General features: G+C 30.8%; 20 protein-coding genes. 14 read left to right on the plus strand and 6 right to left on the minus strand.

Translation table 11 applies throughout. From position 1 onward, the window contains the following. The first annotated feature begins 8 nt into the window (after positions 1 to 8). From QLS71_RS13100 to QLS71_RS13155, 12 genes are read left to right on the plus strand one after another with little or no spacing between them, the layout of a single operon-like run. Positions 9 to 1,403 (plus strand): UDP-glycosyltransferase, encoded by a 1,395-nt coding sequence (locus tag QLS71_RS13100; protein ID WP_308992643.1) that lies wholly within the window; start codon positions 9 to 11, stop codon positions 1,401 to 1,403. Next, positions 1,400 to 2,545, plus strand: coding sequence for a glycosyltransferase family 4 protein (locus QLS71_RS13105; protein WP_308992642.1), 1,146 nt, complete (start codon positions 1,400 to 1,402; stop codon positions 2,543 to 2,545). The genes QLS71_RS13100 and QLS71_RS13105 overlap by 4 nt, the downstream gene beginning before the upstream one ends. Beyond that, the gene (locus QLS71_RS13110; RefSeq protein ID WP_308992641.1) at positions 2,542 to 4,086 is read left to right on the plus strand and encodes a glycosyltransferase family A protein; all 1,545 of its coding nucleotides are present in this window, start codon (positions 2,542 to 2,544) and stop codon (positions 4,084 to 4,086) included. Before QLS71_RS13105 ends, QLS71_RS13110 begins: the two co-directional genes overlap by 4 nt. Beyond that, positions 4,083 to 4,934 carry an FkbM family methyltransferase gene (locus tag QLS71_RS13115; RefSeq protein WP_308992640.1) on the plus strand — a complete coding sequence of 284 codons (852 nt, stop codon included), beginning with the start codon at positions 4,083 to 4,085 and terminating at the stop codon, positions 4,932 to 4,934. The genes QLS71_RS13110 and QLS71_RS13115 overlap by 4 nt, the downstream gene beginning before the upstream one ends. A gap of 3 nt (positions 4,935 to 4,937) precedes the next feature. After that, a complete protein-coding gene (locus QLS71_RS13120; RefSeq protein ID WP_308992639.1) occupies positions 4,938 to 5,969 on the plus strand; it encodes an exostosin family protein in 1,032 nt (343 codons plus the stop codon). A 1-nt stretch (position 5,970) separates the two neighbouring features. Then, entirely contained in the window at positions 5,971 to 6,960 is a 990-nt protein-coding gene (locus tag QLS71_RS13125) for a glycosyltransferase (RefSeq protein ID WP_308992638.1), read from the plus strand. Continuing rightward, on the plus strand, positions 6,961 to 7,899 hold the full coding sequence (locus tag QLS71_RS13130) for a methyltransferase domain-containing protein (protein WP_308992637.1): 939 nt from the start codon (positions 6,961 to 6,963) through the stop codon (positions 7,897 to 7,899). Further along, positions 7,896 to 9,017, plus strand: a complete 1,122-nt coding sequence (locus tag QLS71_RS13135; RefSeq protein WP_308992636.1) for a glycosyltransferase family 4 protein — start codon at positions 7,896 to 7,898, stop codon at positions 9,015 to 9,017. Before QLS71_RS13130 ends, QLS71_RS13135 begins: the two co-directional genes overlap by 4 nt. Further along, complete coding sequence (locus QLS71_RS13140) at positions 9,014 to 10,090, plus strand: glycosyltransferase family 4 protein (protein WP_308992635.1); 1,077 nt, start codon at positions 9,014 to 9,016, stop codon at positions 10,088 to 10,090. Before QLS71_RS13135 ends, QLS71_RS13140 begins: the two co-directional genes overlap by 4 nt. A 1-nt stretch (position 10,091) precedes the next feature. Next, complete coding sequence (locus QLS71_RS13145; protein ID WP_308992634.1) at positions 10,092 to 11,474, plus strand: O-antigen ligase family protein; 1,383 nt, start codon at positions 10,092 to 10,094, stop codon at positions 11,472 to 11,474. A gap of 6 nt (positions 11,475 to 11,480) precedes the next feature. Further along, positions 11,481 to 12,491: a glycosyltransferase family 4 protein gene (locus tag QLS71_RS13150; protein ID WP_308992633.1), complete on the plus strand. Its 1,011-nt coding sequence runs from the start codon at positions 11,481 to 11,483 to the stop codon at positions 12,489 to 12,491. A 57-nt stretch (positions 12,492 to 12,548) separates the two neighbouring features. Beyond that, positions 12,549 to 13,940 carry an exopolysaccharide biosynthesis polyprenyl glycosylphosphotransferase gene (locus QLS71_RS13155; protein WP_308992632.1) on the plus strand — a complete coding sequence of 464 codons (1,392 nt, stop codon included), beginning with the start codon at positions 12,549 to 12,551 and terminating at the stop codon, positions 13,938 to 13,940. Between the two features lie 87 nt (positions 13,941 to 14,027). Here QLS71_RS13155 and QLS71_RS13160 read toward each other — a convergent pair whose 3' ends face one another. Further along, complete coding sequence (locus QLS71_RS13160; RefSeq protein WP_308992631.1) at positions 14,028 to 15,209, minus strand: DUF4105 domain-containing protein; 1,182 nt, start codon at positions 15,207 to 15,209, stop codon at positions 14,028 to 14,030. A 10-nt stretch (positions 15,210 to 15,219) separates the two neighbouring features. Continuing rightward, positions 15,220 to 16,206: a PorV/PorQ family protein gene (locus QLS71_RS13165; RefSeq protein WP_308992703.1), complete on the minus strand. Its 987-nt coding sequence runs from the start codon at positions 16,204 to 16,206 to the stop codon at positions 15,220 to 15,222. Positions 16,207 to 16,496: 290 nt separating this feature from the next. Here QLS71_RS13165 and QLS71_RS13170 point away from each other — a divergent pair, with 290 nt between their 5' ends. Both QLS71_RS13170 and QLS71_RS13175 read left to right on the plus strand, forming a co-directional pair. After that, positions 16,497 to 17,255, plus strand: a complete 759-nt coding sequence (locus QLS71_RS13170) for a CDP-alcohol phosphatidyltransferase family protein (RefSeq protein WP_308992630.1) — start codon at positions 16,497 to 16,499, stop codon at positions 17,253 to 17,255. Positions 17,256 to 17,267: 12 nt separating this feature from the next. Next, entirely contained in the window at positions 17,268 to 18,146 is an 879-nt protein-coding gene (locus QLS71_RS13175) for a DUF808 domain-containing protein (RefSeq protein WP_308992629.1), read from the plus strand. Positions 18,147 to 18,204: 58 nt separating this feature from the next. Here QLS71_RS13175 and lptB read toward each other — a convergent pair whose 3' ends face one another. The 4 genes from lptB to QLS71_RS13195 all read right to left on the minus strand — a co-directional run bounded on the left by lptB (position 18,205) and on the right by QLS71_RS13195 (position 21,150). Then, on the minus strand, positions 18,205 to 18,945 hold the full coding sequence (gene lptB, locus QLS71_RS13180) for an LPS export ABC transporter ATP-binding protein (RefSeq protein WP_308992628.1): 741 nt from the start codon (positions 18,943 to 18,945) through the stop codon (positions 18,205 to 18,207). A 63-nt stretch (positions 18,946 to 19,008) separates the two neighbouring features. Then, positions 19,009 to 19,368 (minus strand): carboxymuconolactone decarboxylase family protein, encoded by a 360-nt coding sequence (locus QLS71_RS13185; RefSeq protein WP_308992627.1) that lies wholly within the window; start codon positions 19,366 to 19,368, stop codon positions 19,009 to 19,011. Beyond that, entirely contained in the window at positions 19,361 to 20,185 is an 825-nt protein-coding gene (tatC, locus tag QLS71_RS13190) for a twin-arginine translocase subunit TatC (RefSeq protein ID WP_308992626.1), read from the minus strand. The genes QLS71_RS13185 and tatC overlap by 8 nt, the downstream gene beginning before the upstream one ends. Continuing rightward, positions 20,185 to 21,150, minus strand: a complete 966-nt coding sequence (locus tag QLS71_RS13195) for a KpsF/GutQ family sugar-phosphate isomerase (protein WP_308992625.1) — start codon at positions 21,148 to 21,150, stop codon at positions 20,185 to 20,187. The genes tatC and QLS71_RS13195 overlap by 1 nt, the downstream gene beginning before the upstream one ends. Positions 21,151 to 21,320 lie beyond the last annotated feature (170 nt).

Raw genomic sequence — 21,320 nt, forward strand, 5'->3', positions numbered from 1 at the left:
ATTTAGTAATGAAAAAAAAAATATTCGTTTTTTTTCCTGATGGTGTAGGTTTAAGAAACTTTGCATTTACAGATTTTAAACAGATAGGTGAAAACATGGGTTATGATATCCATTACTGGAACAACACTGTTTTTTCATTAAAAGATAATTTGGGTTTTGAAGAGGTTAGAATTGAAAATCATCAAATTCATTCATTAACACCTTTGTATTCTAGAGCTAGAAAACGAATTGAGCTAAACGTATCTGAAAAGAAGTTTAATGATAAAGTATATCCTACCTACAAATTTCCATTTAATAATAACGGATTAAAAAATAAACTTAAAAGTATATATACCAAACTTTTAATAGGTTTATATAATTCTGAAAAGGGCATTGAACGTATTCGTAAAAAGATAAATGATTTAGAGCGTTCAACATCTAAATACGCCTATTGTAAAGCACAATTACTAGAACATAAACCAGATTTAGTGTTTTGCACCACACAGCGTTCTACACAATCTATTAGCGCTTTGTTGGCAGCACAAGATTTAGGAATTCAAACAGTAGCATTTGTATATTCTTGGGATAACGTACCTAAAGCGATGCAGGTGGTAGAAACCGATTATTATTTTGTGTGGAGTGATTTAATGAAAGCACAAGTTTTACAATATTACCCATTTGTTAAAGAGGAACAAGTTTTTGTTACAGGAACTCCGCAATTTGAACCACATTTTGATTTGAACTTAAAAGAAACAAGAAATGATTTTTTTAAGCAGTATAATCTAGATATTAATAAAAAATATATTTGCTATTCTGGTGATGATGAAACCACCTCGCCGTTAGACCAATATTATTTAGAAGATTTGGCATATGCAGTACGTAACTTAAACTCCAAAGGCTATAATCTAGGTATTATTTACAGAAAATGCCCCGTAGATTTCACCAATAGATATGATGCTATTATTGAGTCTAATAAAGATGTTATTGAAGTGTTGGACCCTATATGGAAACAAGTTGGTACCATGTGGAATGAAGTATTGCCTGCTAAAGAAGATTTTAAAATGTTGTACAATGTGTGTGCACATAGTGAATTTGTTACCAATGTGTGTTCATCTACCGTATTCGATTTTGTAACTCATAATAAACCCTGTATTTATTACAATTATGAACAACCTCAATTAAAAAAAGGCATTCGAGATATTGGTCAGAATTACAAATACGTTCATTTTAGAAGTATGCCAAGTGAAAATGCTGCTGTTTTTTGCACTAATAAAAATGATTTGGAAGAATTGGTACAACAAATCCTAGATGACAAATTATCAAATGTAGAAGAAGGTTTAAAATGGTTTGAAATTGTAGCTGGTGAAACACCAACAAAAGCTTCGGAGCATATTTGGAAAGCTATTAAAAATATATTGGCATGAAAATAGGCTTCATCACTTCAGAATATCCTCATCCTAAAGTATCACATGCAGCGGGTATTGGAACAAGTATCAAAAACTTAGCCATTGCTTTAGTAGAAAAAGGAATCAAGGTTATTGTGTTTGTATACCATCAAGAGGAAGATACTGTTGTTTTTGATGAAGGGGTTACCATTCATTTAATTGCAAAAAAAAGATATAAACTACTTACTTGGTATCATTACAGAAAACAGTTAAATTGGTACATTAGTAACGTAGTAAAAGAAGAAGGTATTGATTTATTGGAAGCTCCAGATTGGACGGGTATTACCGCTTTTATGCATTTTAAAGTTCCTATAGTAATACGATTTCATGGTAGTGACGCTTATTTTTGTAAATTAGATAAACGTAAACAAAAGTTTAAAAATTTTTTGTTTGAAAAATTAGCTTTAAAAAACGCTTCAGCTTATATCGCTCCCACCACTTTTGCAGGTATCGAAACCCAAAAAATTTTCAGTTTAAATAAAAAGAAAATTAAAACCATTCACTATGGATTGGAATTAAAAAAATTTGAAAATGAAACACCTGCTATTTATAACAGAAATACCATTCTGTATATTGGAACTATTATCAGAAAAAAAGGGGTTTTAGAATTAGCTAAAATATTTAATAAAGTAGTTGAACAAAATATAGATGCGCAATTAATACTAATAGGAAATGATGCGCCCGATTTAAAGACAGGAACACTATCAACCTACGCATTGGTAGAAAGTCTATTTTCAAATAAAGCTAAAAAGAATGTCAGTTATTTAGGAAAAGTACCTTATTCTGAAGTGAAAAATCATATTAAAAATGCGCATGTATGTGTATTTCCTAGTTTTGCCGAAACTTTAGGGATGGTAACCATTGAAAGTATGGCGCTGCAAAAACCAGTGGTTAATACGAGTATAGGTTGGGCGCAAGAATTAATTGATGATGGTGAAAATGGTTATTTGGTGCTTCCTTCTGACATCGATTTGTACGCACAACGTATTTTAACCTTATTAAACGATGAAGCATTATGCATTAGCATAGGTAAAGCAGCAAGAAGAAAGGTTGAAACTACTTTTGATATTGAGGTTTTAGCGGACAAAAATTTAGACTATTATAGGTCCTTATTGAAATGATAATACTAGTACATAATAATAACAAACCAGTAACGATTTTTGATGCAAGTAGTGAATTTGCTATTGATTTTGATGCGGAAAAAGAATTAGGTAGTATATTATATGAATTAGCTAAAGTCTACCCCAAAGAACTTTTAATTTGGGTACATCAAGATTATAAAGAACAAATAGATTTTGATGCGATAAACAATATTTTTCACCATAAACTAATTATGGCTTCCTTTACTGTTTCAGGCAAATATGTAATTCCAGAACAAATAGGGTATGTAGAACAAAAGCCATACACAAACGTATCTAAACACGTTTATTTCCCAACATGGCTCATGAGTAGCGATATTGGAGGTATTTATGCAGAAACATTCAATAATATCAAATTACAACATCTTGATGAAAAGGATTTTAATTTATTATTATGCTCGTTAGCAAAGCAAGCAATGCCGAAGGGATTGTTTTGTTACTCTAATCCTAATTTGCTTAAAAAATCAGGTAAATTGAAAGTAAAGGAGGTACAAGTCTCCACCTTTCAATTATTTAAATTTGTAAAGCAGCATTACAAAGCTATTTGGATAGTAAACTTATTGTTGTGTTTTTTATTTTTTGAAAAGAAACTTCATTTGATGTCATTCCTCCGAAGTTTGTTTTTTAAAAAATTACATGCTGAAGTTGATTTCAGTAAAATTAACGTGTTATCAACAAAAAATAAAAAAATAGAAAAAGAAGTAGATGTTATTATTCCAACTTTAGGAAGAAAAGAATGTTTATATGATGTTCTAAAAGATTTATCAAATCAAACATGGCTTCCTGAAAATGTGATTATAGTGGAGCAAAATTCCATAGAAAACTCAGTTTCAGAATTAGATTATTTGAATAACGAAACTTGGCCATTTATTATTAAGCATTACTTTATAAATCAAACAGGAGCATGCAATGCGCGCAATCTTGCACTATCTCATGTTACAAGCGAGTGGGTGTTTTTGGCCGATGACGACATAAGATTCGATAGTAAACTAATTGAAAAAACATTTCAAAACATTAAAAAATATAGAACAGGAGCATTTGTTTTTTTATGTTTACAACCAGGTGAAACACAAACATATTTCATTACTGCTCAAACAGATATTTTTGGGTCTGGGACAAGCTTTGTAAAATCGTCATTGTTGGAAAAAGTAAATTTTGATACTGCTTTTGAATATGGTTATGGAGAAGATTCCGATTTTGGAATGCAAATTCGAAAAACAGGAAATGATGTTGTTTTCTTTCCAGATATTAAAATAACACATTTAAAAGCGCCTATGGGTGGTTTTAGAACAAAAACAAAACAACTTTGGGAAGATGACAAAGTACAACCGAAACCATCTCCAACTATTATGTTGTTTGTAAAGAAACATTATAATGAGTATCAAATTAAGGGCTATAAGTATAATGTGTTTGTTAAATTTTATAGAAAACAACCCATAATAAATCCTTTTAAATATTTAGAAACAATGCAAGACCAATGGCAGAAAAGTATGTATTGGAGTGAACAATTAAAAGTTAAATGAATATAGGTCGTGTTTTTAGTAAGTTGATATTAAGATATAGGATGCTTAAAAAACATCCGTTGACAGCTTCATTTCCTTTAAGTGGAATGTTTCGATATTTCACTTTTAATATATCTCAAACTTTATACCCTAAACCAAGAGTTTACAATTGGATTAATGGTCTGAAATTTTATGCAGAAAAAGGAGATGCAGGATTGGTAGGTAATATTTATTATAAGTTAATGGATTATGAGGATTCTATGTTTTTAATTGAACATTTAAAAAAGGAAGATGTATTTGTAGATGTAGGTGCTAATCTAGGGCATTATTCGTTATTAGCAAGTGGAATTTGTAAAGCAAAAACAATAGCAATAGAACCTATAGAAAGTACAATTTATAAATTAGAGAAGAATGTAGCATTAAATGAATTAGAAGATGTTGTAACCATACTAAAAAATGGTGTTGGAGATAAAAAAGAGATTCTTAATTTTACTACTAATAGAACAGTTATGAATAGTGTTTCTTTAGAAGAAAATAAAAATACCATTAAAATAGAAGTATTAACATTAAATGAATTATTGAAAAATGAATCACCTACTTTTATTAAAATTGATGTAGAAGGATATGAGTATAAAGTGCTTAATGGGGCTTTAGATATTTTAGAAAAACCATCTTTGAAATATTTGTTGGTAGAATTTAATAATTCTGGAGATCGTTTTAATCTAAAAGATGATGACGTATTTAATTTAATAGTAGAACATAATTTTGTACCGATTCGATATAAGGTTGAAACAAAAGAAATTAACCTTATTGAAACTTATAATAAAGAAAAGTTTAACACATTATTCATTAGAAAAGATATATTGTAAATAATGCTAAAACTCTACACCAATACTAATTTTTTAACAGAAGCCTATCGCAAAAAAGTATTCCCTTTATTGTTCGATTTACACTTTATGAAAAATGTAGAATTATCAAATTATTATCAGTTAGTTGATGAGGTGAAAAAATGTGATATTGTCGTGTTTCCTATAGATTATTCACAGTTTATTAAATTTAAAGAAGCCTTTAACAATCTTCTGCAATTAGCAAAAAAACATGATAAAGCTATTTGGATTTACACGGGAGGGGATTACGGTTTTACAAACTATATTAAAAATAGTTATACCTTTCGATTAGGCGGATTTGATAGTAAATTAAACGATACCACTTTTATTATACCTTCTTTTATAAACGACCCTTATTTAAGTTGTTTACCTCAAGGTTTTTCTGTTTTAGAACAAGAAAATCAACCAAGCATAGGTTTTGTTGGGCATGCGAAATCTGGGTTTTTTAAATATGTAAAAGAGTTTTTAAACCATTTAAAATATAAATTTAAAAAAAGTCTGGGTTTAATTTTAGCAGATAAACAAGCGTTCTATCCATCTAGTATAAAGCGAGCACATTATTTGCGTAAATTACAGATATCAAAAGTTTTGAAAACCCATTTTGTTTTAAGAAATAATTATAGGGCTGGTGTACAAGCCGAATTCGACAAACAAAAATCAACTGAAGAGTTTTACAACAATATATTTAATAATGTCTATACATTTTGTAGCAGAGGTGTAGGTAATTTTTCGGTGCGATTTTATGAAACTTTGGCAGTGGGGCGTATTCCTGTTTTATTAAATACAGATTGCAGATTACCCCTAAAGGATAGTATAGATTGGTCAAAACATATAATTATTTTAGACGTCCACAAAAAGGATTCTTTAGAAAAACAAATAATGGCATTTCATAATTCAAAAAGTAATGAAACGTTTCAAGAACTTCAAAAAAATAATAGAAAACTTTGGGAAACACATTTAATACGACCGTCTTTTTTTATTAAAATACATGATACGTTCTTAAACAAAGTGGATTAATATGGATAAAATATTTACACTTATAATTTGTACTTACATGAGGCCTAAACCACTCATTAAGTTACTGCAGTCTGTACATAAACAGACCGTTTATCCCAACGAAGTTTTAATTATTGATGGTTCTGCTAATAACGAAACAGAAATCATTTTAAATAAAAACGTCTTTAAGAATTTAAAGTATTATAAGGTAGATGAATTTAATAGAGGCTTAACAAAACAGCGTAATTATGGTATTAACTTGGTTCAAGAGGAATCAGAAATTATTTGTTTTTTAGATGATGACACGGTACTAAATGCAGATTATTTTGAGACATTATTAAATACATATGAGAGGTATCCAGAAGCTTTAGGCGTTGGTGGTTATATTAAAAATGAAACCGGTTTTGATTTTGTTGGTGATACGTATCAACCAAAAATAGACGAATTTTATTTTGATGGTTGGAAACGAAAAGATAGTAGCCGGTTTGTAATAAGAAAAAAATTAGGTTTAGAACCTGATTGTCCTCCAGGATTTTCTCCAAAATTTTCACATGCTAGGAGTGTTAGTTTTCTCCCTCCAAGCAATAAAATCTATGAAGTGGAATTGCTAATGGGAGGCATTTCTTCTTTTAGAAAAAAAGTATTTAAAACCCACAAGTTTTCAACCTATTTTGAAGGATATGGGTTGTATGAAGATGCCGATTTTTCCCTTCGCGTAGCAAAAACAGGTAAATTATACTTAAATACAGCTGCTAAATTAAATCATTACCACGAAGCATCTGGAAGACCAAATCAGTATAAATATGGTAATATGGTGGTTAGAAATGGTTGGTATGTTTGGAGAACCAAAAATCCCATCCCATCATTTAGAGACAAAAAGAAATGGCACGCCATTACGCTTTTATTGATAATAATTAGATTTAGCAATACCTTTACTGCATCAAACAAAAGACAAGTAATTTCAGAAGCTTTAGGCCGAACCGTGGGTTGGCTACAAGTTTTAATACGTTAAATGAACATGACTATAGATAGTATATTTCATCCAGATACACATTCAAAATTAATTGAAATTACAGAAACCAATTATTTGTTTGAAGATGGGGCAACATTGCCAGTACATGATGGGGTGCCTATTTTGTTTGGTTCAGATTCAATTTTTTGTGCCGATGATATTATTAATAACAAAGCAACCACCCAAAGCAGTGCTTACTTAAACACCTCGACCGCTAAAAATTATATTCGCAGAAAGTTATTGCCATCACTTTGTGCCGATTTTAATATTGAAAAAAGGTATCATCGACTAGTAGAACTTTGCCCTAAGAATGGAAAAGTGTTAGTAGTTGGAGCGGGGGAAAAGATTGATTATTATAAGAATTTATTCAAGAATTGCGAAGTCATAACCTCTGATGTACATAATCAATTTAAACCCGATTATGTTTTTGATGGACATTTTATTCCGTTTGTTAATAACACGTTCGATATTGTTTTAGCAGCTCAAGTTATTGAGCACACTATCAATCCATGGAAATTTTGTCAAGAATTGCAACGAATCACTAAATTGAGCGGAGTTCTACAAATTGAAGCACCACATAATTTTCCATATCATGCAGAACCGTATGATTTCTATAGATTTACTTATACAGGTATGCGTAGTTTGTTCCCAGGTTGTGAGGTTTTAAAAGCTGAAATAACCGAAGGAAATGCATCTGTAGTAGCAATTACACTATCTAACTATTTTGTGAATTTAAGTTCTAAAAAACTAATTAGAAGCGGGCTTTTGTTTGTGACAAGAATTTTATTTGGCTGGTTAAAATATTTAGATCAACGAAATGTAACACCAAACAGAAGAACCGTATCTATGCCTAAAGGGTATGCGTTTACGTTTAAAAAAGATAATATTAAAAGAACTTCAAGAGAGTTGTTAAAAGAGTTTTATACCTTAAAAAAATGATTTTTGCCATCATTACGCATGTTCCTCATTGTACATCGAAAAGTGAATATTTTGCTTATGCACCTTACGTGCGTGAAATGAATTTATGGTTGAAATATATAGACAAAACTATAATTGTTGCTCCCAAAACAAAAGAAAAGCCATCAACTATCGATATGGCTTATCTTCATAATAATATTCAGTTTAGTACGATTTCTTCCATTCAATTTACTTCATTTAAAAATAGTTTTTTATCTGTAATAAAAATTCCAATAATTGTTTGGGCTATTTTTAAAGCATGTAAAAAAGCAGATCATATACATTTGCGTTGCCCTGGAAACATCGGTATGCTGGGATGTTTTGTTCAAATATTATTTCCGAAAAAGTCAAAAACAGCTAAATATGCAGGTAATTGGGATCCAAAAGCAAAGCAACCTTTAAGTTATAAAATTCAAAAATGGATTTTAAGCAATACTTTTCTAACAAAAAACATGCAAGTTTTGGTTTATGGAAATTGGAAAAATCAAACCAAAAACATCAAGCCTTTTTTTACAGCTAGTTATTCGAATTATGAAATTGAAATACCAATAGAAAGAGATTATTCTAATGAATTAAAGTTTGTTTATATCGGTGCCTTGGTGGAAGGTAAAAGACCGTTATTAGCAATTCAAATAGTAGAAGCTTTAGTGAAAGAAGGAAAACAAGCGCATTTGAATATGTATGGGGATGGGATTTTAAAAGAACAGTTACAGCAATATGTTTGCAGTAATCATTTAGAAAAATTTATAAAACTTCATGGCAATCAAGAAAAAACTATTCTAATAGAAGCTCTTAAGAATGCACATTTCTTAGTATTACTTTCTAAGTCCGAAGGTTGGCCTAAAGCCATAGCCGAAGCTATGTTTTTTGGAACGATACCTATTTCAACTTCTGTTTCATGTATTCCTTTTATGCTGAAAGAAGGAGAAAGAGGCATTATAATTAAACCAGAGTTAGCTAGTGCCTTAAATCATATTAATAAAGCTATTAATAATACCGCATCTTTAAAAAGGATGAGTAAATTAGCGTCAAATTGGTCTCAACATTATACTTTGGAAGTTTTTGAAGAGGAAATTTATAAGTTGCTAAATAAATTATGAAGGTTTTACAATTGATAGATTCTTTGGAAGTTGGTGGGGCAGAGCGTGTTGCTGTAAACATAGCAAATGCATTGTCTACAAAAATTGAAGGTTCTTATTTGTGTGCAACTCGGGTTGAAGGTTTACTAAAAGACAGTTTAGATGAAAGTGTTAATTTTTTGTTTTTAAATAAAAATAGAACTTTTGATATTAAGGCTATTTTGAAGTTTAGCAAATATATAAAAGAGGAGGGAATCGATATTATTCACGCGCATTCGTCATCATTTTTTTTAGCAACTACCATTAGGGTTTTCAATAGAAATATAAAGGTTGTTTGGCACGACCATTATGGTAATAGTGAGTTTTTACAAAACAGAAAGTTTAAAATTTTAAGAATATGTTCATCTTATTTCAATCACATATTTACCGTTAATAAGGCTTTAGAGCAGTGGGCTATAGAAAATCTTAAAACCAATAGTGTGAGTTACTTGCCAAATTTTGCAGTAATTAATAATGAAGTTCGAGAAACTATATTAGATGGCGAAGAAGAAAAGCGTATTATTTGCTTAGCAAATTTACGGGAGCAAAAAGACCATCTAACCTTATTAAAAGCGTTTAAAAAGGTTATTGAAAAGCATAGCGATTGGAGTTTACATTTAGTAGGTAAAGACTTTGCCGACACTTATTCTAAAATGATTAAAACCTATATTTTAGATGAAAATCTAAACCACCATGTTTTTGTTTATGCAACCAAGTCCGATACACTTCATATTTTATCACAAAGCACCATAGGTGTATTAGCATCAAAATCGGAAGGTTTACCTTTAGCTTTGTTAGAATATGGTTTGGCAAAATTGCCGGTCATAGCTACTAGAGTAGGTGAATGTTTAGAAGTTATTAAGAATAATTATAATGGGGTGCTGGTTCGTTCTGAAAACCCCGAAGAACTTTCAAAAACACTAATTGAGTATATAGAAAATAAGGAGTTACGAGATAAGTATGCCTTTCGTTACCACGAACATATACAAAGCAACTATACAGAAGCAGCACAGATAAAAACCATTTTAAAAGTCTATAATAATATTTGCCATTAATTTGAAGTATAGTAATTACATAAAAGCAATAGGGTTACATGTTCTAATAGGATTCGCTATTTATATGATACCTGTTTTATCTAAAGTGTATTTTTTAGGTGTTTTGGTGTATTACACAAAACAAATATTTAGAACTAAGCCATCATTTCGTGCAGTAAAAATATTACTTGCCTGTGCATATGTAGTAGGTGCAGAGGTGTTTATACGTATGACAGGAGGGAGCTTTTTGTATGAAGCATCAAAATATTTGGTAATATTGTTTTGTTTAATTGGTTTATTTACTGTGCGAAAACAAAGCCAGCCAATAGTATATGTATTCTATGTTATACTGCTTATCCCTGGTATTTTTGTAGCAGCATTTAATGTAACTGAAAGTACCACATTACGAACAGCTATTGCATTTAATTTAAGTGGTCCTATGTGCTTGGGTATAGTGTCTATTTTTTGTTATAAACTTAAAGTGAGTTATAACAACATCCACAAAATATTTTTCACAATGGCTTTGCCATTAATAGCTACTACTACTTATTTGTTTTTATTTAATCCAAGTGTTAGAGACACAATTACAGGTACAGGTTCAAATTATGCTGCTTCTGGTGGGTTTGGTCCCAATCAAGTAGCTACCGTTTTAGGGTTAGGCATGTTTGTTTTTAGTATTCGCTTTTTTGCGCAATCACCTTCGATGTTTTTAAAAGTAATCAATGTTCTTTTTTTCTTTTTTATTAGTTACAGAGCTATAATAACATTTAGTCGAGGAGGTGTTATTACAGCCTTATTTATGATAGCCGCTTTTGTTTTTTTTTATTTTAAAAAGGTTAATGTCTTCAATAAGTTAAGAATTAGTAGATTGGTATTGATATTCGTGGGAGTCGGTTTTTCTATTTGGCTTTATTCTTCGTTGCAAACCAGTGGATTTATTGATAAACGTTACGCAAACCAAGATGCATTAGGGCGAGAAAAAGAAGATGTTACTACGGGACGTACCGATTTAATTTCTTTTGAATTGAATGAATTTTTAAATAACCCAATTGTTGGTGTTGGTGTAGGGAAAATTAAAGAGTTGAGAGAAAAAAAAGAGGGGGTTTTGGCGGCATCACATAATGAAATGAGCCGTATATTATCAGAACACGGGTTACTTGGTTTAATTGCTTTGTTTATTTTGCTGTTTACTCCTTTAATATTAAGATTAAGAAATAGAAATAACATGTTTTTTTATTCATGTTACCTCTTTTGGTTATTAACCATCAATCACTCATCTATGCGTATAGCAGCACCTGCTTTTATTTACGGGCTTTGTTTATTAAATATAACCTATGAAACTAGTAAAACTAAAAACACCAAAAATAATAATGCTACTTCTAAACAAGTAATATCTAACGGTTAAAAACAGATGAAAAACATCCTATATATAGGAAATAAATTATCTAAAAGTGGTAAAACAGAAACCACTATTGAAACTTTAAGCAAAAAATTAAGCTTAGAAGGTTATTCTGTTTTTACTTTTTCCAACAAAAAAATTAAGTTGTTACGTCTTTTCGATATGCTTTTTGCTATTTTAAAATATGCTAAAAAAGTAGATTATGTTTTAATAGACACTTATAGTACATCAAACTTTTATTATGCTTATTTATGTAGTCAATTATGTCGGTTTTTAAAATTAAAATACGTTCCCATTTTACATGGTGGAAACTTACCAAACCGATTAAAATCAAGTTCTAAATTAAGCAGGGCTGTATTCAAAAATGCTCATATAAACATTGCACCTTCGGTTTATATACAATCGGAATTTGAAAAGCATGGATACTCTAACCTAGTTCACATTCCTAACTCTATAAATCTTCATAATTACTCTTTTAAAGAAAGGGATTATGAAACGATTAAATTGCTTTGGGTGCGTTCATTTTCAGAGATATATAATCCGTTTTTGGCTGTAGAAATTTTAAAATTGCTTTTAGACGAAGGTATTCATGCATCACTTTGTATGGTTGGACCAGATAATGATGGTTCTTTGCAAAAAACTATAGATTATGCCAAAAAAATGGGTGTTGAAGTGACTTTTACAGGTAAATTATCTAAACCAGACTGGATAAAACTTTCTAAAGATTACAACCTATTTATTAACACCACCAATTTTGATAACATGCCTGTAAGTATTGTTGAAGCCATGGCTTTAGGGTTGCCAATTATTTCAACAAATGTTGGTGGTATGTCTTTTTTAATAGAAAACGACCGAGAAGGGATTTTAGTTACTCCTAATAGTGCAATTGCATTTGTTTCAGCCATAAAAACACTACAATTAAGCCATAAAAACACCAATAGAATGTCTTTAAAAGCTAGAAGGAAGGCAGAAAATTACGACTGGGATGTTGTTAAAAACTTATGGATTAGTGTGTTGCAATGATTAGTGGTTTGTTTAATTACTTACTATCTTTACCACCTCTCAAATTATAAAATATAAATGTTCAAAAAAGGTATTCATTTCAATATTTCAGAACGTAAGATTTTATTGCGAATTTTCGATATCGTCTCCATTTTTGTTATTTTATACTTAGTAAGTAAGACGTTTGAGTTTGATTATTTTACCGTAACCAAAGAAAATTGGAAATGGGCTTTTGTATTAGGTCTATACATTTCTATATTCGGAACTATTTTTGAACTTTACGATTTACAAAAATCTAGCAAAATTGAAAAAACCGCTACCAGTATTGTTTTTACAGTTTCTATTACCGTTTTATTCTATTTTTTAACACCCTTTTTTACACCTATATTACCAGATAACCGGTTACAGATTATCTATTTTTATTTTGCCATACTCTTTGCTTTGTTTTTATGGAGAATGGCCTATTTAACATTTATTTCATCACCAAGGTTTTATAAAAAAATACTTATTATATGTGAAACGTCTAATATTCAGTCTATAATAGAAACATTTAAAAATGCCGACCCCAATTATAAAGTTATTGGATTTATTAATTGTGAACAAAAAAAAGACGATAAGGTGAAGTTTAATGGTATTTTAGAATATAGCTCTAAAGAAATTTACCAAGTTATTAAAGACGAAAACATTTCAGAAATTGTTATAGCAAGTTATAATTCTGAATCTATAACTGAAGAAATTTATAAAGAACTTATTACTCTTCTAGAAGGTGGTTTCCCCATAAAGGAATATACACAAGTTTATGAAGATATGATGCAACGTGTTCCTGTTCAATTTGTAGGGAAAGATTTTTATAGATATTTTCCGTTTAGTAGAAGCAATCATAATAAACTATATTTATTTTTTCAACGTTTGTTTGATATACTTATTTCTCTTTTGGGAGTTTTGATTGGGTTAGTATTATTACCCATAGTTTTATTAGGAAATCTGATAGGAAACCGTGGGACACTTTTTTATAGACAAGAACGTATTGGAAAAAACGGCAATCTTTTTACAATTATTAAGTTCAGAACCATGATTAAAAACGCCGAAGTATCTGGAGCAGTTTGGGCCAAAAAGAATGATGTCAGAATAACACCCTTTGGTAAGTTTTTACGAAATTCGCGGATAGATGAATTTCCCCAGTTTCTTAACATTTTTAAAGGAGAAATGAGTTTAATTGGTCCTAGACCAGAAAGACCCCATTTTGTTAAGCAATTATCGCAACTACTGCCTTTTTATGAAACTAGGCATATTGTAAAGCCGGGGCTAACAGGGTGGGCGCAAGTAAAAACGAGATATGGAGCTTCCGTTGATGATAGTTTATTAAAATTACAATACGATTTATATTATATTAAGCATCGAAGTTTTTTGCTAGATGTTAATATTATTATAAAAACCTTAAGCACCATGATTTTCTTTAGAGGACAGTAGCTAAATTTGCCTATTGCCTATTGCCTATTGCCTATTGCCTATTGCCTATTGCCTATTGCCTATTGCCTATTGCCTATTGCCTATTGCCTATTGCCTATTGCCTATTGTCATAATATTTATTAGAAACAAATACCTAATAAACAAAGCGAGCAATAAAGGAATCAATCCAATAGCAAATACTTGTATCCCCATAAGCCAGTGAAGTGTTAGTAAACATAAAAGAATTACTAAAAGCTTTAAGTATTTAATAAACCATTTACTTGCTTTTGGTTTTAATAATTGTCCAATTACTAAAATGTTTAAAGCAAATGCCCAAAGTAAATTATAATTTTGGTGCGTGCCTTTATGGTCTGTAGCAAACCAAAGTAATAGGATTAGGATACCTATAAGCCCCGTGATGCTAAATAAAGTAACATCTAACCATACCGTGTGTTTTTGTTTTTTAAAATCGTTATAAGTAATAAAAAGAATAAAGATTCCTAAAACCCCAAAAACAAATAATGGGCTTGTAAAAAAATCACTTGGTAAAGGCTCATCAATCATTTTATAAAGCACTTTGCTTTCTTTAACAAGTGGTTTGTTACTGCTTTTTATGGTAGCAACTTCAAAAAAATTATAAATGTTTTCAGGTAAAAACATGTGATCTTCGGTTGTTGCTTTTCTATCAATCACAGAACCTAATGCCAAATCAATACCAAAACTTCCCCAAGAATTTTTATTTAAATTATTTTGAATTAAGGTTCTGAATGTCTGGTCTTTGAAGTTTTTGGGTTTATTGAAAACAATAGTATTATTCAAAGAAATATTTGTAACATCTTTTATTTTGGTTGCACAGTTATCATAAAAGAAATCATATAAATAGCCTCGATTTTCTGGTTTAATATTGTTTAATAAATAATCGAATAGTTGTTGCTTTTCAATTTTTGAAAGATTTAGTACTTGCTCTTTGATCGTTCTGTTTTGTGAAATATATCTTTCAAAAAAGTCTTCATAATAATCGAATCCTATTAAATAATTGAGTTTTCCTTGTGCAAATTTTAAATAAAAATTGGGTGTTTGAAAATCGTAAACACCATAATTAAATACCAAATCGATATTTTTTATGGGGTCGACCACTCTAAATCCACTATGCCCAAATGAATCGTTCAATGATTTGCCAGAACCAACGGTTAGTACACTAATTCTAGCTTGTTCAGACAAGATGTCTGGTTGCGCGATTGTTATTTCAACAGATAAAAAAAGGAATAAAAAAAATAGTTTTTTTTGCATAAAATTTAAATTATCTAAAAATACTAAAATCAAGTTTTAACGAAAAGACATTCGAATATAAAGCGATACTTTGGTCGCCAATATCGGTAAAAGCATAGTCTATTTGAACACCATTGTATTTAAATCCGACACCAAAACTGGGTTGAAAGCTTAGTTGTTCTGAATTATCTATTTGTATTTCATTTTGAAAATTACCCACACCCGCGCGTAAATAAACCATGTCGATATATCCAAATTCAAATCCTAAAGCCGGATTGATACTCGCAAAGGATGATGAAATCACGTCATTGTTTTCTTCAAACCGAACATTTAAATTAAAAGCAGTTAAAAGCGTGTAATCATAATTAAAATCTACCAGCTTAGAAATACCTATTTGCAGTTTAGGAATCGTAATTTCGGTAGTTTCTGGTAGTTCTTGATTTTGTCCTTCAACAGCATCTTGAATTTTTTTAAACTCCTCTTTATTTATCGCCCATGCATTAAAAGTGGTTGTAATGTCGCGTGCCATAATTCCGAATTTCCAATCGTTATTGGTTTCAAATTGCATTCCAACATCTAAACCAAAACCCCACGAAGATGCAAAATCTCCAATAACTCTTCTAATAACTTTGGCATTGGCTCCAAAATTAAGTCCTTGAACAGGAAGTGCCCGCGCATATGAAAAAGTAAGTCCGTAGTCGGCAGTTGAAAATAAACTTATTCTATCATAATTAATATTGCCTTGCTCATCAATAAGTTGCGTAGTATTTAATATATCATCAACAGCAAAACGAATTAACGATATACCCACTACACTTCTATCATCTAAAGGTTTAGCGAAGGCTACGTAATCATAATTGGCAATATTGGCAAAATAGCTGGAGTGCATCAAAGCTAATTGGTTGTCTTCAAGTTTCAACAAACCAGCTGGATTCCAATATCCAGAATTTACATCGGATGTATTTGCAGTAACAGCACTACTCATTCCTAAAGCCGCAGCATCTACACCAATATTCATGAATTCGTTGGAGTATTTCCGAACGGATTGGCTAAATACAGACACGTTTATAACGCAAAGTAATGCAGTAATGTAAGATCTCAATCGTAATTTTTTTACAAAGATGCACATAATTTATAAACCTATAAACTTGAAATTATAATAGATATTGCTTTAGACGAAAATTGTTTGCTATTTTTACAACATTAAAAAAGGAACTATGAAACGAGCATGACTGAAAATTGGTTGCAATACCAATTATAGATATGCGAATTGCATATAACCATTAAAAAATAAAATAGTATCTACATATGAAACACTATATACCAAATGCCTTAACCTTATTAAATCTTTTTTGCGGAAGTGTTGCCGTTATTTTAGCTGTTAACAATGATTTTGTAGCCGCCGCTTTATTTGTGTTTTTAGGTATCTTTTTTGACTTTTTTGATGGCTTTGCAGCTAGAAAACTGAATGTGCAAAGTGAATTGGGTGTTCAGTTAGATTCGTTGGCTGATATGGTAACGAGTGGATTGGTACCAGGTATTATAATGTGTAAGCTTATAGCAATGACAACAAATATACCTGAAATAATTACTTTTGAAAATGTATGGAATAATGAATTTTATGGTAGCACAAAAAATTATAGTGTTTTCCCATTTATTGGGTTATTTATAACTTTGGCTTCGGCTTATAGATTGGCAAAATTCAATATAGATGAAGACCAACAAACCTATTTTAAAGGCTTACCAACACCTGCGAATGCTTTATTAATTGTATCACTACCTTTAATTTTAGAATTTCAGAATAACGATTTAATAAATTCCATTATTATTAATAAATGGTTTTTAATTGGTTTGACGTTTTTAAGTTGTTACCTATTAAATTCAAGCATCAAATTATTTGCTTTAAAGTTTAAAGATTGGGGTTTTAAAGCCAATGCTACCCGATATGTTTTTATCATGCTTTGTGTAATTCTTTTAATTTTATTACAGTTTGCCGCGATACCACTTATAATACTACTTTATATAGGCATGTCTGTTTTAGATAATGTTGCTTCCAAATTAAAATAATTTATACTAAGAATGGCTTCAGGATTTTTTGCATTATTAGATGATATTGCTGCCCTTATGGACGATGTGGTAGTAATGAGTAAAATTACTACCAAAAAAACAGCTGGGATTTTAGGTGACGATTTAGCTGTAAATGCTGAGAAAGCGACTGGTTTTGTATCGTCAAGAGAGTTGCCTGTTTTGTGGGCAATTACTAAAGGTTCTTTTCTAAACAAACTTATTATTTTACCCATTGCTTTTTTGTTAAGCTCTTTTTTACCTTGGGCAGTGACTTTAATTCTAATATTAGGCGGGGTGTATTTAGCGTATGAAGGTGTTGAAAAAATAGTAGAATTTTTTCTACCTCACAAACATGATGTCCTAGAGGTTAAGGATGCAAACCCTTCTGAAGAAGATGTTTTACTAATGGAAAAAAAGAAGATAAAATCGGCCATTTTTACTGATTTTATTCTGTCTATTGAAATTGTTATCATTGCCTTAGGAACCGTTTTAGGGAAGCCTATTTTATTCCAAGTCTTAGTAGTTTCTATTGTAGCTATTATTGCAACGATAGGGGTTTATGGTATTGTAGCTCTAATTGTAAGAATGGATGATTTGGGTTATAGATTTATAAAAAAGAGTACTAATGGAAAAGGATTTTTAGCGAACATTGGAAATATTTTAGTTAAAGCACTTCCTTTAGTAATTAAAAGTTTATCTGTTATTGGTACAATTGCCCTTATTTTGGTTGCAGGTGGTATTTTTACTCATAATATTGAGTTTTTTCATCACTTAATGGAAACGATACCTGCTTTTATAAAAGATGCTATTGTTGGATTATTGGTTGGGTTTGTGGCACTTTTAGTAGTGAAGCTTTTCAGTATGATATTCAAAGGAATAAAAAAACAGTAAAAATCGTTCAGAAGAAAGTCCAAAACTAAATTGTATTTTATAAAAATGAATACTGAAACTATTCCCTGATTTTCTTTTTACGTAACTCGAAATTCTGACCTAAATACACTTTACGCACCATCTCGTCGTTAGCTAATTCTTCGGGTTCACCAGCTTTAAGAATACTTCCTTCAAACATTAAATACGTTCTATCAGTAATAGCAAGTGTTTCCTGTACGTTATGGTCGGTAATTAAAATACCAATATTCTTTTTGGTAAGTTGTGCTACAATACGTTGAATATCTTCAACAGCAACAGGATCAACGCCCGCAAACGGTTCATCTAATAAAATAAAACTGGGGTCGGTTGCCAAAGCACGTGCTATTTCGGTACGTCTACGCTCTCCTCCTGATAATAAATCACCTCTACTTTTACGAATGTGGCCTAAACCAAATTCTTCAATAAGCGACTCCATTTTATGTTCTTGCTCTTTTTTACTTAGTTTGGTAAGTTGTAATACGCTTAAAATATTATCTTCTATACTTAATTTTCTAAAAACGGATGCTTCTTGTGCCAAATAACCAATGCCGTTTTGTGCACGCTTATACATAGGGTATTGTGTGATTTCGGTATCATCTAAGAAAATATGCCCGCTATTTGGTTTAATTAAGCCAACTGTCATGTAGAAAGAAGTTGTTTTACCAGCACCATTGGGGCCTAAAAGTCCAACAATTTCACCTTGTTCAACTTGTAAAGAAACATCCTTTACTACTTTTCGTCCGCTATAGGACTTCATTAAATTTTGAGCTCTTAAAATCATATTTTATATGCTGAATGCCAAAAATAGTAAAATCACGTACACTATAATGGCTGATATTTTAATTTATATTTTGTTTAACGTCTGTGCTTCTAAAGCATCCCAAAATTCGTAGGCACGACGTAAGTGGGGAATAACAATAGTACCGCCAACTAACGTCGCAATGCTTAAAGCTTCTACAACTTCATCTTTTGTTAAACCTATTTTGTGGCTTGTTTCCAAATGGTATTTTACACAATCGTCGCAGCGCAATACGGCCGAAGCAACTAAACCTAAAAGTTCTTTCGTTTTAACATCGAGTGCGCCTTCAGTATAAGCATTCGTATCTAAATTAAAAATACGTTTGATGACTTTGTTATTATCAGCTAAAATTTTGTCGTTCATTTTAGCACGGTACTCATTAAATTCGGTAACGATATTAGACATGTTTTTTTTGTTTTCTTTTTTGGTTACGTATTACAATTTTAGAAATAAGAATACTTACTTCATATAAAATTAAAATAGGGATAGCTACAATAACCTGACTCGCAATATCTGGAGGTGTTATGATGGCCGATAGTACTAAAACAAGTATTAAAGCATATTTTCTGTATTTTTTTAAAAATTCGGGGGTTACCAAACCAATTTTGGTTAAGAAATAAATAATAATGGGTAATTCAAAAATAATACCCGATGCTAACACTGATGAACGTACCAATCCAATAAACGAACTAATGTCTATTTGATTGTCTACCCGTGATGAAATACTGTAATTGGCCAAAAAGTTAATTGATAAAGGTGTGATAATGTAATAACCAAATAAGGCTCCTAAAAAGAATAATAAGGAAGATATCATTATAAAGCCACGTGAATGTTTGCGTTCATTTTCATGTAAACCTGGGCTTATAAATTTCCATAATTGGTAAATAACGTACGGAAATGAAATAATAAATCCAGCTAAAATGGCAGTCCAAATATCTGCTGAAAACTGTCCTGCCATGGTTCTGTTTTGTAAAATAAGAGGTATTTTATCATTGCAGAAACTGGTTTCTAATTGCATATATGTTGCCATTTTACACAACCACTCATAAGTGGGGAAATTCATATCTAACGGAGCAAAAATGATGTCATCAAAAATAAATCGACTAAAAACAAATGCCAGAGCTCCTACAATAACGATGGCTAAAGTAATTTTAATAAGATGCCAGCGTAACTCTTCAAGATGGTCTAGGAAAGACATCTCGTTTATATTCTTTTTCGCCATTATATAATACCTTCTTTAATTAAATCGTGTAAGTGAACCACTCCTGCGTAAGTACCGTTTTCTTCCACCAAAAGTTGAGAAATTCCAAATGCTTCTATAACTTCTAAGGCATCAATAGCCATAGCATCTGCTTGAATACGTTTGGGATTAGCACTCATAATATCTTTAGCCGTTAATTTTGAAAAATCGTCAACCTTTGTTAGCATTCTACGTAAATCACCGTCGGTTATAATACCTATAATTTTGTTATTTTCAACTACAGCAGTAACACCTAGCATTTTTTCTGTTATTTCAATAATAACATCTCTAATGATTGTTGAAGCACTAACCTTTGGTTTTTGAGTAACTGAAGAAATATCTTGAACACGTAAGTATAATTTTTTACCTAAAGCCCCACCTGGATGGTATTTAGCAAAATCGGTACTCGAAAAACCTCGTAGTTCCAATAAACACACAGCAAGGGCATCTCCAATTACTAATTGTGCTGTAGTACTAGTAGTAGGCGCAAGGTTATTGGGACAAGCTTCTTTTTCAACATACGCATTTAAAACATAATCTGCATGTTGTCCTAGAAACGATTCTTTATTGCCTGTAATAGCAATCATTTTGTTTTTTGCTCTTTTAATAAGAGGGATAAGTACTTTTATTTCAGGGGTGTTTCCACTTTTTGATATACATATTACTATATCATCTTCAAGAATAAGACCTAAATCACCATGAATAGCATCGGCAGCATGCATAAAAATAGAAGGTGTTCCAGTAGAATTTAATGTAGCCACAATTTTACTTGCTATAATAGCACTTTTACCAATACCAGTAATAATAACGCGCCCTTTCGAATTGTAAATAAGGGTTACGGCATCGGCAAAATCATCATTAACTAAATCAGATAGATTAAAAATGGCTTTACTTTCCATTTCGATAGTTTGCTTAGCAATATTGATAATTGAATTTTTACTATTCAAAATTTATTAATTTTTTAGTTGATGCTTTTAAAGAAATTGTTATCTTTAAATGTGAATCAAAATTAATTTTATTTGTAATTTCGATGTTCGTTACAAAACTAACGAAAAAATCACGAGGGTTCTCTTTATACACTTTAAAATAATCAATTGAGTTTTGAATATTTTTTACA

The organism is Mariniflexile litorale, from assembly GCF_031128465.2.
Lineage (GTDB): Bacteria > Bacteroidota > Bacteroidia > Flavobacteriales > Flavobacteriaceae > Mariniflexile > Mariniflexile litorale.